Origin of the sequence: Nonomuraea sp. NPDC050643 (assembly GCF_040654715.1) — a bacterium.
Taxonomy (GTDB): Bacteria; Actinomycetota; Actinomycetes; order Streptosporangiales; family Streptosporangiaceae; genus Nonomuraea.
The window spans coordinates 14,692-27,976 of the sequence record NZ_JBFAIM010000021.1; the positions used below are offsets into that span (position 1 = coordinate 14,692).

Below are 13,285 nucleotides of genomic sequence, written 5' to 3' on the forward strand. Positions count from 1 at the left end.
GGTTTCCGCTCTGTAGTCTCCGGAGACTAGGGACCAGCCTCGATGCCTGTCCAGGCTCAATTCGGTATCGAGTGATACTCTTTGCGCATCATGCTAACACTCGATCAGATCCGGGCATTCGTGGCGGTCGCGGAGGAGCTGCACTTCGGTCGCGCCGCCGATCGCCTGAGCATGACCCAGCCCCCGCTCAGCCGCCACATCCAGAAGCTCGAACGCGTGGTCGGCGTGACCCTGCTGGAACGCGACAACAGACGCGTCGTCCTCACCGACGCCGGGCGCGCCTTCCTCGACGACGCCCGCCGCATGCTCTCGCTCGTCGACACCGCCGGCGACCGGGCGCGCCGGATCGCCAGCGGCGCGGCCGGCACCGTACGGCTCGGCTTCACCGCCGTCTCCGCGATCAGCATGCTCGGCCCCCTGCTCAGGCGGCTGTCCGAGCGGCTCCCCGAGATCGACGTCATCCTGCACGAGCGGGTGACCGCCGGGCAGGTGGACGGCCTGCTGCGCGGCGAGCTCGACCTCGGCCTGGCCCGCCCGCCCTTCGACATCGCCTCGCTCGACTCCCGCGTGGTCTTCCGCGAGCCGCTGCGCGCCGTGGTCCCGCTCGGCCATCCGCTGGCCGCCCTCGACCGGCCGCTCGCGCCCGACGACTTCGACGGCCTGCCGGTGATCAGCTACAACCCGGTCCAGTCGCGCTACTTCCACGAGCTCACCGTGCGCTTCCTCACCAACTCCCACCCGCGCATCGAGCAACAGGTGCACCAGATCCTCACCGCCGTGCTCCTCGTGGCGGCCGGCCGGGGGGTGGCGCTGGCGCCCGCCAGCGCCCGCTCGCTCGGCATCGACGGCATCACGTTCTGCGATCTGATCCAGGGCGGCGACCCCCTCGACGCCGAGGAGGGCGCCACCGGCGAGCCGGTCGAGCTGCACGTCATCTGGGCCAAGATCTCGACGAACCCCGCCCTCTGGCGCGTGCTGGAGCTCCTGCCCGACCTCGAAGCCGGCCGATGATGCTTCAACGGCATCGTCGGATACAGAATCGCACTTGGACAGGAATCACTCCACTTCCATAGCCTGGCGGCGTCAGACCTTACCGGCGGCGCGGGGACTTCCCACGACCGCATGTAAAGCGAGGAGCGCCCGTCATGCCGAATTACTCCCCGCAGGAGCTCGCCACGCAGCTCAAGAGCGGCCTGTTGTCCTTCCCTGTCACGCATTTCACCGACGACCTGGAGTTCGACGAGGCGCGCTACCGCGACCACCTGTCATGGCTGAGCGGATACCCCGTGGCCGGCTTGTTCGCCGCCGGGGGCACGGGTGAGGGATTCTCGCTGACCGCCGCCGAGATCGACCGCGTGGTACGCGCCGCGGTGAGCGAGGTGAACGGCAGGCTGCCGGTCGTGGCCCCGGCGACGGGCGGCACCGCCACCGCCATCGCCCAGGCCAAGGCCGCCGAGGCCGCCGGCGCCGACGGCCTGCTCCTCATGCCCCCCTACCTCACCGAGGCCGGCCAGGAGGGCCTGGTCGAGCACGTCTCCGCGGTGTGCGCCGGCACCGGGCTCGGCGTGATCGTCTACAGCCGGGCCAACGCGATCCTCAACGACCGCTCCGTGGAGGCCCTGGCCGACCGCAACGAGACCCTCATCGGGTTCAAGGACGGCGTCGGCAACATCGAGAACCTCACCCGCATCTACGCCGCCGTCGGCGACCGCCTCGCCTACATCGGCGGCCTGCCCACGGCCGAGACGTTCGCGCTGCCGCTGCTGCAGCTCGGGATGAACACCTACTCGTCGGCGATCTTCAACTTCGTCCCGCAGTACGCGCTCGACTTCTACGCCGACGTCCGGGCCCAGAACCAGGAGGCCGTCTACCGGCGCGTCAAGGAGTTCCTGGTCCCCTACCTGGACATCCGCGACCGCGTGAAGGGATACGCCGTGTCGATCATCAAGGCGGGCCTCACCGCCGTCGGCCGTCCGGCGGGCCCGGTGCGGCCGCCGCTGCAGAACCTCAAGGACGCCGAGCTCGCCGAGCTGACCGCCCTCATCAACAAGATCAGCTAAGGGGCAGTCCGTGTCTCGCACGTCGTCTCCCACGTCGTCTCCCACGTCTCCGACGATCCAGCGCGTCGAGGTCGTGCCCGTCGCCGGACACGACAGCATGCTGCTCAACCTGAGCGGCGCTCACGGGCCGTTCTTCACCCGCAACATCGTCATCACCACCGACTCCGACGGCCGCACCGGGCTGGGCGAGGTGCCCGGCGGCGAGGCCATCCGCCGGACCATCGAGGAGGCGGGCGAGCTGCTCGCGGGGCAGCCCGTGGCCCGCTACCGCACCCTGCTGCGCTCGGTGGCCGAGCGGTTCGCCGGCCGGGACGCCGGCGGCCGCGGCCTGCAGACCTTCGACCTGCGCACGACCGTGCACGCCGTCACCGGCCTCGAGTCCACCCTGCTCGACCTGCACGGCCAATACCTCGGCCTGCCCGTGGCCGAGCTGCTCGGCGAGGGTCGGCAGCGCGACCGGGTGCCGATGCTGGGCTACCTGTTCTACGTCGGCGACCCGGGCCGGACCGACCTGCCCTACCTCGTCGACGACGGCGGAGGCGACCGCTGGTCGCGGCTGCGCCGCCAGGAGGCGCTCACCCCCGACGCCATCGTCGCCCTGGCCGAGGCCGCCCGCGAGCGCTACGGCTTCACCGACTTCAAGCTCAAGGGCGGCGTGCTGGCCGGCGAGGAGGAGATCGAGGCGGTCACCGCGCTGGCCCGCCGCTTCCCCGACGCCCGCATCACGCTCGACCCCAACGGCGGCTGGCTGCTGGCCGACGCCGTCCGGCTGTGCCGGGGGCGCGGCGACGTCCTCGCCTACGCCGAGGACCCCTGCGGCGCCGAGGGCCGGTTCTCGGGACGGGAGACGATGGCCGAGTTCAGGCGGGCCACCGGGCTGCCGACCGCGACCAACATGATCGCCACGGACTGGCGGGAGATGGCGCACGCCGTACGGGCCGCCGCGGTCGACATCCCGCTCGCCGACCCGCACTTCTGGACCATGGCCGGCTCGGTGCGCGTCGCCCAGCTCTGCCACGACTTCGGGCTGACCTGGGGCTCGCACTCCAACAACCACTTCGACATCTCCCTGGCGATGTTCACGCACGTGGGGGCCGCCGCTCCGGGCGAGATCACGGCACTGGACACGCACTGGATCTGGCAGGACGGCCAGGCGCTCACCACCAAGCCGTTCCAGATCACCGACGGTGGCATCGACGTGCCCGGCACCCCCGGGCTGGGCGTGGAGCTCGACCGGGCGGCGCTGGCGCAGGCGCACGAGCTCTATCTCAGCCACGGCCTGGGCGCGCGCGACGACGCCATCGCGATGCGATTCCTGGTGCAGGGCTGGGAGTTCGACCCGAAGCGGCCCTGCCTGGTGCGCTAGAAGACCGGTCCACCCTGCGGCGCGGTCAGAACAGGGTCAGCGGTTCGTCCGGCTCCTCGATCGGCATCGGCTCGGGGAGCGGGTCGAGGCCGGGGACGAGGGCGCGTACCTCGTCGTGGAAGCGGCGGGCGAGGGCCGGGGCGGCGGTGTTGTCGGGGGTGTGGACGAACACGGTCGGCGAGCGGCCCTCGCGCAGCCACTCCGCGACCGTGCCGACCCACGGCCGCCAGCCCTCGACCGTGCGCTCCTCGGCGTCGCGGCCCAGGTAGCGGACGATCGGATGGCCCGTCAGGGCCCGGGAGCGCCGGGGCAGGCGCGGCTTCTTCATCCACGCGTCGCGCTCGGCGTCGCTGGTCGGCGGGCTCTGGAACATGACCGTGGTGTCGAACGGCACCCACTCGGCGTCGGTGACGGCCAGGACCCGTTCGAGGAGACGGGCCGACCGCTCGTCCTCGAAGAACGCGCGGTGCCGCACCTCGACCGCGAACCGGTGCCCACGGGGGAGCCCGCGCAGGAAGCCCGCCAGGACGCCCAGGTCGGCGGGGGAGAAGGAGCCGGGCAACTGCACCCAGAGGGCGTGGATCCGCGGCCCCAGCGGCTCGACCGCGTCCAGGAACGCGCGCAGGGCCTCCTCGGCGCCCTTGCCGAGACGGTGGTCGTGGGTGACCGGCTTGGGCAGCTTGACCACGAAACGGAAATCGGGGGAGGTCTGGGCCGCCCAGGACTCCACCGTGGCGCGCGACGGGGTCGCGTAGAACGTCGTGTTGCCCTCCACCGCGTCGCACCAGGTGGCGTAGGCGCGCAGGCGCTCACCGGAAGGAAGGTGTCCCGGCACCAAGCGCCCCTGCCAGCGCGCGTGAGCCCACATCGCACATCCCACGTGAAGCCGCATGAAGACGACGCTACCGAAGATCACCGGCAGGAGGCACCGTAAGGTGGCCTCATGGGCATGGTCGGGACGGTCGGGCTGGTGCTGCACCCCCAGCGCGACTCCAAGAAGGCGATCGACACCATCCTGCGCTGGGCCGCGGAGAAGGGCGTCACCGTGCTCGGCCTGCCCGAGGAGGTAGGGCGCATCGACTGCACGGCCGTCGCCGTCGACGCCGCCGCCCTCGTGGAACGGGCCGACCTGGTGGTGGGGCTCGGCGGCGACGGCACGATGCTGCGCACGATGCGGCTGCTCGCCGGCCGGCCCACGCCGATCCTGGGGGTGAACCTGGGGCGGCTGGGGTTCCTGGCGGAGATCGACGTGGACGAGCTGGCCCGGACGTTGTCGGCCATCGACGCGCACTCGTACACGATCGAGCCGCGCATGGCCGTCCGCGGCTCGGTGGCCGGGAAGGAGGTGACGGCGTTCAACGACATCGCGCTCGTCCGCATCCCCGGCGACGGGCTCGCGGCCGTGTCCGTCACGCCGGCGGGCAGCTCTTTCGTCCGCTACGCCGCCGACGCCGTCATCGTGGCCACCTCCACGGGCTCCACCGCCTACAGCTTCTCCGCCGGCGGGCCGATCGTCTCGCCCCGGGTGGAGGCGATCCTCGTCGTGGCCGCCGCCGCGCACTCGAGCTTCAACCGGGCCCTGGTGCTGCCCGCCGACGAGGAGGTCACCCTCCACGTGCTGCCGACCAGCGGGCGGCTGGCGGTGGAGATCGACGGGGCCGTGGTCGGGCACCTGTGCCCGGGCGACAGCATCACGGTCTCCGCCTGGCCGGGGGCGGCCAACGTGGTCCGCCTCGGCACCACCTTCTACGAACGTGCCCGCCGCAAGCTCCGCGTGGACGGCAGCGCCGAGGTCGACTGACGGCCTCCTGAGCCCTCAGGGGCCCGTGCGGCGGCGCCGGTGACGGGAGGGGCGCTCGGGTGCGGGGTCGGGGCGCGGGGGCTCGGCGGGGCGGGGCTGCGGCGTGAAGAAGCCGCCGGGCGGCGCGTCCCCGGCGGTGCGCGCCGTGGCGTAGCGGTCTCGCCGGGCCACGTCGTCGTGCGCGGGCTGGGGAGCGAAGAAGTCGTCATCGTCGTCGGCCTGAGGGGCGAAGAAGTCGTCGTCCTCCTCCTTGCGCCGGGCACGGGCGGCGGCCGGGCCGATCGGGTCGGCGGGCTCCTCGTCGTGGGCGGCGTGCCGCCGGGAGGCGGTGAGCGCGGCCAGCGCCGTGGTGATGGGGACGGCGGCGATCAGGCCCAGGGTGCCGACGATGCTGCGGACGATCTCCTGGGCGATCACCGGGGTCGTCAGGACGTCTCCGAGAGGCTGGGCCCCGATGCTGAACAGCAGCAGCAGCGGCAGCGACGCCCCCGCGTACGCCAGGATGATCGTGTTGATCACCGAGGCGATGTGCGCCCGCCCGATCCGGCCGGCCGCCCGGTAGAGGCGGGTGAAGCCGTAGGACGGGTTGGCGTGCGCGAGCTCGGCCACCGTCACCGCCTGCGTCACCGTGACGTCGTCCAGCACCCCCAGCGCGCCGATGATGATGCTGGCCAGCAGCAGCCCCTGCGTGTCGATCGACAGGCTCATGTCGAGCGCCAGCGCGCTGTCGTCGGTGATCCCGTTGAGCCGGGCGAACCCCAGCGCCCCGTACGACAGCAGCCCCGTCAGCGTGAGACTGGCCATCGTCCCCAGTACGGCCATCGACGTGGACGGCGAGAAACCGTGCGTGAGGTAGAGCACCGCCAGCATGATCGCCGCCGCCCCCACGATGGCCACCAGCATGGGCGGCCTGCCCTCCAGGATGCCGGGGATGACGAACGTCAGCAGCAGCACGAACGTCACCGCCAGCCCCACCAGCGCCGTCACCCCGCGCCAGCGGCCGAAGGCGATCACCGCCAGCGCGAACGCCGCCCCGAACAGCCACAGCGGCAGCGCCCGGTCGTGGTCGGAGATCTGGTAGGCCCCCTCCGCGTCGCGGAGCAGGATCACCTCGTCGCCCACCCCGAAGTGCTGGGCCCCCGGCCCGCCCGGCAGGCGCAGGGTGACGTCCTTGCCCACGTCGGGGCCGTCCTCGACCCGGACGGTGGCGTCTCCGCAGGTGGCCGGGTCGGGCTGGGGCGAGCCCGCCGCGGCGGCGGGGCACTGCTCGAGCGTGACGGCCGTGACCGTGCCGCTCAGCCGCTCGACGCCGGACTGCGCCGCCGGGGCGCTCTTGCCTCCCTGCGGCCAGAGCCACAGCAGGCCGGCGAGCGTGATGAGGGCGAGCGGCACCAGGACGGCCAGACCGGCCACCACCGTGCGTCGCGAGCTGGGTACGGCGGTGCCGTGCGCGTGGTTGGCGCCCATCGCGTAAAAGGTCCTCCTTGGCTGACGAACAAGGACAGTACTGCACGCCGCCCCCCGGGGTAGTCCCAACGGCATGACACGGCTGGTGGGGACCTCCGGGTGGCAGTACAAGGACTGGCGCGGCGTCCTGTATCCGCAGGGTGTGCCGCAGCGGCTCTGGCTGGAGACGTACGCGGCCGAGTTCGGCACGGTCGAGAGCAACAACGCCTTCTACCGCCTGCCCAGCCCCGAGTCGTTCGCCGCCTGGCGCGACCGCACGCCCGACGGCTTCGTGATGGCCGTCAAGGCCAGCCGCTACCTCACCCACATCAAGCGCCTGGCCGACCCGGAGGAGCCCGTACGGCGCCTCCTGGACGCCGCCGCGGCGCTGAAGGACAAGCTCGGCCCGATCCTGCTGCAGCTCCCGCCCACGCTCAAGGCCGACCCCGCCGCGCTCGACCGCTGCCTGGCCTGCTTTCCCGGGAGCGTACGGGTGGCGGTCGAGCCGCGCCACGACTCCTGGTGGACCGGCGAGACCCGGGAGATCCTGCTCGGCCGCGGGGCCGCCCTGTGCTGGGCGGACCGGCACAGCAGGCCCGTGACCCCGCTCTGGCGCACCGCCGGCTGGGGCTACGTCCGCCTGCACCAGGGCCGCGCCGGCGTCGAGTACGGCGACACCGCGCTGCGGACCTGGGCCGGACGGGTCCGCGAGGCGGACTGGGAGGACTCCTACGTCTACTTCAACAACGACCCGGGAGGGGCGGCCGTGCGGAACGCGAGACGATTTGCCACACTCGGCTAGTGCACACGCGTCTTTACCGCAACGGCGTCCTCGAGAAGGAAGGCTTCCCGATCGAGGAGGTCTCCGACTACGTGCGCGACCCGGACAACACGGTCTGGTTCGACCTGTGCTCCCCCTCGCCCCACGAGCTCGGGCTGATCGGCGAGGAGCTGGGGCTGCACGAGCTGGCGGTCCAGGACGTGCTCGGCGACCACCAGCGGCCGAAGGTGGACGTCTACGACAACCACCTGTTCATCACCGTCTACGGCGTGCACTTCCACGACGAGACCCTCGACCCCGTCGAGATCAACGTCTTCGTCACCAAGAACGCCCTGGTCACCGTGCGCGAGAACGACCACTTCGACATCGGCGAGGTGGTCAGGCGCTGGGACGCCGCCGCCCGCCTGGCGACGCGGGGCGTCACGTTCCTGCTGTACGGCCTGCTCGACGCCGTGGTGGACGCCCAGTTCGACCTGGTGCAGGACCTCGACGGGCAGGCCGAGGCGCTGGAGGAGGCGCTGTTCGAGGAGCAGTTGCGCTCCGGCAGGGAGCTGCAGCGCCGGATGTACGTGCTGCGCAAGAACACCACCAGGGTCCGCAAGATCATGATGCCCATGCGCGAGCTGGTCGGCACCCTGCTCCGCCGCGACCAGGACATCATCGACGACGGGGTGATGGCGCCCTACTACCAGGACGTCTACGACCACGTGCTGCGCGCCACCGAGTGGATCGACTCCATCCGCGACATGCTCGCGAACGTCCGCGAGACCCGCCTGGCCCAGCAGGGCTTCCGGCTCAACGAGATCATGAAGCGGGTCACGAGCTGGGCCGCGATCATCGCCGTGCCCACCGCGATCAGCGGCTTCTACGGGCAGAACGTGCCCTATCCCGGGTCGGGGGAGACGTGGGGCTTCTGGACCTCCTCCGTCCTGGTGGCCGTGACCTCGGTGGGGCTGTACGTGGTGTTCAAGAAGAAGGACTGGCTGTAGGCGCACGGCTCGCCGCGCACGTCGAGGGTGAGCCGGAGCGCGAGACGCACCTCGGCGGCGCCGGTGGCCGGGTAGAGGGGCAGGCAGCGGCCGTCCGCGATGAGGGTCCGGCGGCCGATCGAGGTGGTGAGCAGCGACAGCTCCCCGTACGTGGCGGGCTCGGCCAGGCGCAGCACCCACAGGCCGTCAGGGGCGCGGGTGCGCGTGCCCTCGACGGCGTAGTAGTCGAGCACGCCCTCGTTGACCGAGACGACCGCCCGCATGGTGAAACGGCGCCCCTCCACGGTGAACACCTCCGCTGAGGGCACCCGGTAGATCGAATGCACGTAGCCGATGGCGAAGCCGCCGGAGACGGGCAGGCCGTTCACGGTCAGGCGCCCGGCGCCGCCGCCGGAGCCGAGCGCCACCACCGCCGCGAGTGCCAGCAGGAGTCTGGTCAGCCCTTTTCCTTGTAGTAGCGCGCGGCGCCCGGGTGCAGCTCGACCGGGGCCACCTGCTGGCCGAGCGCGACGTCGAGCTTCTTCGCCTCCGGGTGCACGGCCGACAGCTCGGTCTTCTTCTCGAACAGGGTCTTGGTGATGTCGTAGGCGAGCTGCTCGCTCATCTTGTCGGGCACCAGCAGCACGTTCGCGATGCCGACGGTCTTGACCGAGCCGGACAGCTTGTAGGTGGACATGTCCACGTCGAGCGACACGTACTGCTCGCCGTAGGTCGACTGCATCTTCGCCAGCACGTCGCCGGTGTCGAGCAGCTTCATGTCCGGCTTGCTCGAGGCCAGGTCGGTGATGCCCGCGGTGGGCAGGCCGCCGACCCAGAAGAAGGCGTCGATGGTGCCGTCCTTCGCGGCCTGCACCGACTCGTTGATCGAGAGCTGCTGCTTGGTGATGTCGGTGTCGGGGTTGATCCCGGCGGCCTCCAGCACGCGCCTGGCCACGACCTGGGTGCCGGAGTTGGCCGGGCCGAGCGAGACGCGCTTGCCCTTGAGGTCGGCGACCTTGGCCGCCTCGACGCCGGGGGAGACGACGACGTGGGTGTAGTTGTCGTAGATGCGGGCCAGGGCCTTGACCGGCTGCTTGGCGGTGAAGGTGTCCTTGCCGTTCACCGCGTCGGCGGCCGTGTCGGCCTGGGAGAAGCCGATGTCGGCCTTGCCGGAGGTCAGCAGTTTGATGTTCTCGACGGAGGCCGATGTGACCGACGCGGTGGCCTGGGTGTTGGCGATGCTCGCCGACAACTGCTTGGCCAGGCCGCCGCCGTACACGTAGTAGACGCCTGTCGTGCCGCCCGTGGCGATCGACAGCCGGTTGCCCGAGCCGCCGCCCGAGCCTCCGCCGCCACAGCCCGCCACGGCCAGGACGGCCGCGGCGACTATCGCAAGAATCCGCTTCACGCTGGGTCCCTTCTCCTTCTTCTGACAAGGTGCACGGCGGCGGCCACGGCCAGCACGGCCAGACCGGCGACGATGGGGACGGGCTCGAGGAACAGCAGCAGCACCGCGGCCGCCGCCGCCAGCAGCCGCTCGGGCCGGCCGCTCATCCCGCCGGTGGCCATGGCCAGCGCCGCCACCGCGACGGCCGAGACCACGGTCATGAGCAGCACGGTGCCGATCGGCCCCTGCCCGAGCAGCGCCTGCCCGTTGGGCGTCAGCACGAAGGCGAACGGCACCAGGAACGCGGGCAGCGTGTACCGCCAGGTCATCATCATGGTCCGGTACGTGTTGCCGCCGGTGATCGCCGCCGCCGCGACCGCGGACAGCGCCGTCGGCGGGCTCACCTCCGACAGCACCGCGTAGTAGAAGACGAACATGTACGCCTCGGCCTGCGTCACGCCGAGCGCGAAGAGCGCGGGACCGATGATCACCGCGGCGATGATGAAGCTGGCCGTCACCGGCACGGCCAGGCCCAGCAGCATGACCGCGACCGCCGACAGGAACGTGGTCAGGATCAGGTTGCCCGCGGCGAGGTCGACGATGATGTCGGCGAGGTTGAGCCCGAGGCCCGTCTGGGTGATGACGCCGACGATGATGCCCGCCGCCGCGCACACCGCGGTCACCGGCAGCACCTCGAGCGTGCCCCTGGCCAGGGCCTGCCCGACGCGCTTGGGGCCCATCCGGTGCCGCGGGTCCAGGAACGACAGCGCGAACGCGACCGCCGTGGCGATCACCACGGACTGGAACGCCGAGCGGTCCAGCGCCATCAGCACGATGATGAGGATCAACGAGCTGAAGTGGTAGCCGAAGCGCAGCAGCAGCCTGCCCGCCTTGGGGGCGTCGACCTCGACGGCGTGGGTGCTGAAGCGGCGCGAGTCGATCTCGATGGCCAGGAAGATGCCCAGGTAGTACAGGATCGTGGGGATCGTGGCGTAGAGGAGCACCTCGAGGTAGCTGACCCTGAGGTATTCGGCGATGATGAACGCCGCCGCGCCCAGGGTCGGCGGGGACAGGATGGCGCCGATGCCGCCGGCGGCCAGGATGCCGCCCGCCGGTTCCCTGGGGTAGCCGGCCCGCCTGAGCACCGGCCAGGCGACGCTGCCCAGGCTGACGGTGGTGGCCACGCCCGAGCCCGACACGGTGCCCAGCAGGAAGCCGGCCAGCGTCACGGTACGGCCGGGGGCGGCGCGCGACTTGCGGAAGGCGGCGAAGCTCAGGTCGATGAAGAACCGGCTCGCACCCGAGAAGTCCAGTACGGCGCCATAAATCGTGAAAAGGATGATGTAACTCGCGGCCACCTGCATCGGGACGCCGAAGAAACCCTCGGTGCCCGTGTAGAGCTGCGACACGATTTGCCCGAGGTCGAATCCGCGGTGGCCGATGGTCCAATCAATCGGCAAATATGCACCGTAATAGGCATAAATCAGAAAAAGGATGCAGATGATGGTCAACGACCATCCGACCGTGCGCCGTACCGCCTCCAGCAGCAGCGCCGTCAGCACCAGCCCGGCCACGATGTCCAGGTCGCTCAGCGCCGCGCCCGACCCCCGGTCCCGGAACGCGTCGATGTCGAGGAGCGGGTAGAGCAGCACGGTCAGGGAGGCGGCGGCCAGCAGCCAGTCGGCCACGCTCGGCCGCTCCCGCCCGGAAGGCACGGGTTCCACGGGTTCCACGGGCTCCGCCGGGGGATCCGCGGGCCGGTCGCGCCTGAGCAGCCGCCGCACCGACGCCGCCATCCCCGAGCGGTAGCAGACGAACACCAGCGGCAGGGTCACCGCCAGGAACGTCATCCGGTGCTCCAGCGCCTCGACCGGCCGGAACACCACCACCAGCGAATAGACCGACAGCAACCCGCCGAGGATCCACACGCCGAGCTTCAGTGAGCCACCGAGCCGCCGCGCCGGTCGTTCCTGCTCGTGAGCGGAAACCAGCTCGCTCTCACGGTCGCTCAGCTCGGTCAAAGTGGTCCTCCCCCGACAGGCGTTGCAGGGACTTTACGAGCCGTTTACAGCTTTAGGGAAGGGGCCGTTACCCTATTGGTTTCCGGCCGCAACACAGGTCTCTGCACAGGTCTGAGGGCAGGTTTCAGAACAGGGGCCGCGCGTCGGCCGCCAGCCGTTCGACCGGCACGTCACCCACCTGGGCGCCGTCGCGCAGCCGTACCGCGGCGCCGCCGCCCGCCGCCTCGCGCGGCCCCACCACGAGCTGGTACGGCACCAGCCGATGCGCCCTGATCCGGGCCCCGAGACTGCCCCGGTCGGCGGGCGCCAGCTCCGCCCGCAGCCCGGCGGCCAGGCAGCGCCGCAGCACCTCCTCGGCGGCCGGCAGCTCGGCGTCCGACAGCGGCAGCACCACGGCCTGCACCGGCGCCATCCAGGTGGGGAAGGCGCCGCCGTGGACCTCGATGAGGTGCGCGACCAGCCGTTCGAGGCCGCCGACGACGCTGCGGTGCACCATCACCGGCCGCCCGCCGCCGACGTAGCTCAGGTCGAAGCGCTCGGGCTGGAAGTAGTCGACCTGCACGGTGGACAGGGTGGACTCGCGCCCGGCCGGGTCGGCGATCTGGATGTCGATCTTCGGCCCGTAGAAGGCGCCCTCACCGGGCTCCTCGTCGTGATCCTGGCCGCGCTCCTTCAGCACCTCGCGCAGGACCGCCTCGCTGCGCGCCCACATGCCCGGATCGTCCACGAACTTGGCGCCGTCGCCGCGCAGCGACAACCGGTAGCGCGCGGCCCGGATGCCGAGCCGGGCATGGGCGGCCTCGATCAGGTCGAGCGCGGCCGACACCTCGGCGGCGGCCCGCTCGGGCGGGCAGAACACGTGGCCGTCGTTGAGCTGGATGGAGCGCACCCGGGTCAGGCCGCCCAGAACGCCGGACGGCTCCGAGCGGTACATCCCGCCCAGCTCGGCCACGCGCAGCGGCAGCTCGCGATGGCTGCGGCGGCGCGAGCGGTAGATGAGCGCGTGGTGCGGGCACAGGCTGGGCCGCAGCACGAACTCCTCGCCGCCCACCAGCATCGGCGGGAACATGTCCTCGGCGTAGTGCGCCCAGTGGCCGGAGCGCTCGTACAGCTCGCGTTTGCCCAGCACCGGGGAGTTGACGTGCTGGTAGCCGTTGCGGCGCTCGAGTTCGTGGACGTAGTCCTCGACGGCCTTGCGCACGGCCGCCCCGGCGGGCAGCCAGTAGGGCAGGCCGGAGCCGATCAGCGGGTCGGTGTCGAAGATGCCGAGCTCACGGCCGAGCCTGCGGTGGTCGTACATGATCGTCCTTTCTCACGGAAAGGGCGAACGACCAGCTCCCGGGCGTTCGCCCGGGAAGCAAGGTGTCAGCGCGCCGGGACGGTGTCCGGCGTCGTCGTGACGGAAGCGCGCTGCATGGCACGACCATAGCAGGCGGGTTCGGGCCGGGCACGGGC

At 71.4% G+C, this 13,285-nt stretch carries 12 protein-coding genes; 6 read left to right on the plus strand and 6 right to left on the minus strand.

Annotation, left to right across the window (positions count from 1 at the left end; translation table 11 throughout):
* Positions 1–90 precede the first annotated feature (90 nt).
* The 3 genes from AB0I15_RS27720 (at position 91) to AB0I15_RS27730 (ending at position 3,426) form a co-directional block, all read left to right on the plus strand.
* On the plus strand, positions 91–1,011 hold the full coding sequence (locus AB0I15_RS27720) for a LysR family transcriptional regulator (RefSeq protein WP_358101474.1): 921 nt from the start codon (positions 91–93) through the stop codon (positions 1,009–1,011).
* A 134-nt stretch (positions 1,012–1,145) separates the two neighbouring features.
* Positions 1,146–2,060, plus strand: coding sequence for a 5-dehydro-4-deoxyglucarate dehydratase (gene kdgD, locus AB0I15_RS27725; RefSeq protein ID WP_358101477.1), 915 nt, complete (start codon positions 1,146–1,148; stop codon positions 2,058–2,060).
* A gap of 10 nt (positions 2,061–2,070) precedes the next feature.
* On the plus strand, positions 2,071–3,426 hold the full coding sequence (locus AB0I15_RS27730; RefSeq protein WP_358101480.1) for an enolase C-terminal domain-like protein: 1,356 nt from the start codon (positions 2,071–2,073) through the stop codon (positions 3,424–3,426).
* 25 nt (positions 3,427–3,451) lie between these two features.
* Here AB0I15_RS27730 and AB0I15_RS27735 read toward each other — a convergent pair whose 3' ends face one another.
* Positions 3,452–4,261, minus strand: coding sequence for a DUF72 domain-containing protein (locus tag AB0I15_RS27735; protein ID WP_358101483.1), 810 nt, complete (start codon positions 4,259–4,261; stop codon positions 3,452–3,454).
* Between the two features lie 108 nt (positions 4,262–4,369).
* Between AB0I15_RS27735 and AB0I15_RS27740 the strand changes: the two genes are divergently transcribed.
* Positions 4,370–5,227 (plus strand): NAD(+)/NADH kinase, encoded by an 858-nt coding sequence (locus tag AB0I15_RS27740; RefSeq protein WP_358101486.1) that lies wholly within the window; start codon positions 4,370–4,372, stop codon positions 5,225–5,227.
* A gap of 15 nt (positions 5,228–5,242) precedes the next feature.
* On the opposite strand, the gene AB0I15_RS27745 is transcribed toward AB0I15_RS27740, so the two are convergent.
* Positions 5,243–6,694: a YibE/F family protein gene (locus tag AB0I15_RS27745; RefSeq protein ID WP_358101489.1), complete on the minus strand. Its 1,452-nt coding sequence runs from the start codon at positions 6,692–6,694 to the stop codon at positions 5,243–5,245.
* 73 nt (positions 6,695–6,767) lie between these two features.
* Between AB0I15_RS27745 and AB0I15_RS27750 the strand changes: the two genes are divergently transcribed.
* Both AB0I15_RS27750 and AB0I15_RS27755 read left to right on the plus strand, forming a co-directional pair.
* Positions 6,768–7,475: a DUF72 domain-containing protein gene (locus tag AB0I15_RS27750; RefSeq protein ID WP_358101491.1), complete on the plus strand. Its 708-nt coding sequence runs from the start codon at positions 6,768–6,770 to the stop codon at positions 7,473–7,475.
* On the plus strand, positions 7,475–8,443 hold the full coding sequence (locus tag AB0I15_RS27755) for a magnesium transporter CorA family protein (protein ID WP_358101494.1): 969 nt from the start codon (positions 7,475–7,477) through the stop codon (positions 8,441–8,443). The genes AB0I15_RS27750 and AB0I15_RS27755 overlap by 1 nt, the downstream gene beginning before the upstream one ends.
* Here AB0I15_RS27755 and AB0I15_RS27760 read toward each other — a convergent pair.
* From AB0I15_RS27760 to thrS, 4 genes are all read right to left on the minus strand, one after another.
* Positions 8,338–8,853 (minus strand): DUF1850 domain-containing protein, encoded by a 516-nt coding sequence (locus AB0I15_RS27760; protein WP_358101497.1) that lies wholly within the window; start codon positions 8,851–8,853, stop codon positions 8,338–8,340. The genes AB0I15_RS27755 and AB0I15_RS27760 overlap by 106 nt on opposite strands.
* 26 nt (positions 8,854–8,879) lie before the next feature.
* Positions 8,880–9,830 carry a TAXI family TRAP transporter solute-binding subunit gene (locus AB0I15_RS27765; protein ID WP_358101500.1) on the minus strand — a complete coding sequence of 317 codons (951 nt, stop codon included), beginning with the start codon at positions 9,828–9,830 and terminating at the stop codon, positions 8,880–8,882.
* Positions 9,827–11,830, minus strand: a complete 2,004-nt coding sequence (locus AB0I15_RS27770) for a TRAP transporter fused permease subunit (protein ID WP_358101503.1) — start codon at positions 11,828–11,830, stop codon at positions 9,827–9,829. Before AB0I15_RS27770 ends, AB0I15_RS27765 begins: the two co-directional genes overlap by 4 nt.
* A 124-nt stretch (positions 11,831–11,954) precedes the next feature.
* Entirely contained in the window at positions 11,955–13,130 is a 1,176-nt protein-coding gene (gene thrS, locus AB0I15_RS27775) for a threonine--tRNA ligase (protein ID WP_358101506.1), read from the minus strand.
* Positions 13,131–13,285 lie beyond the last annotated feature (155 nt).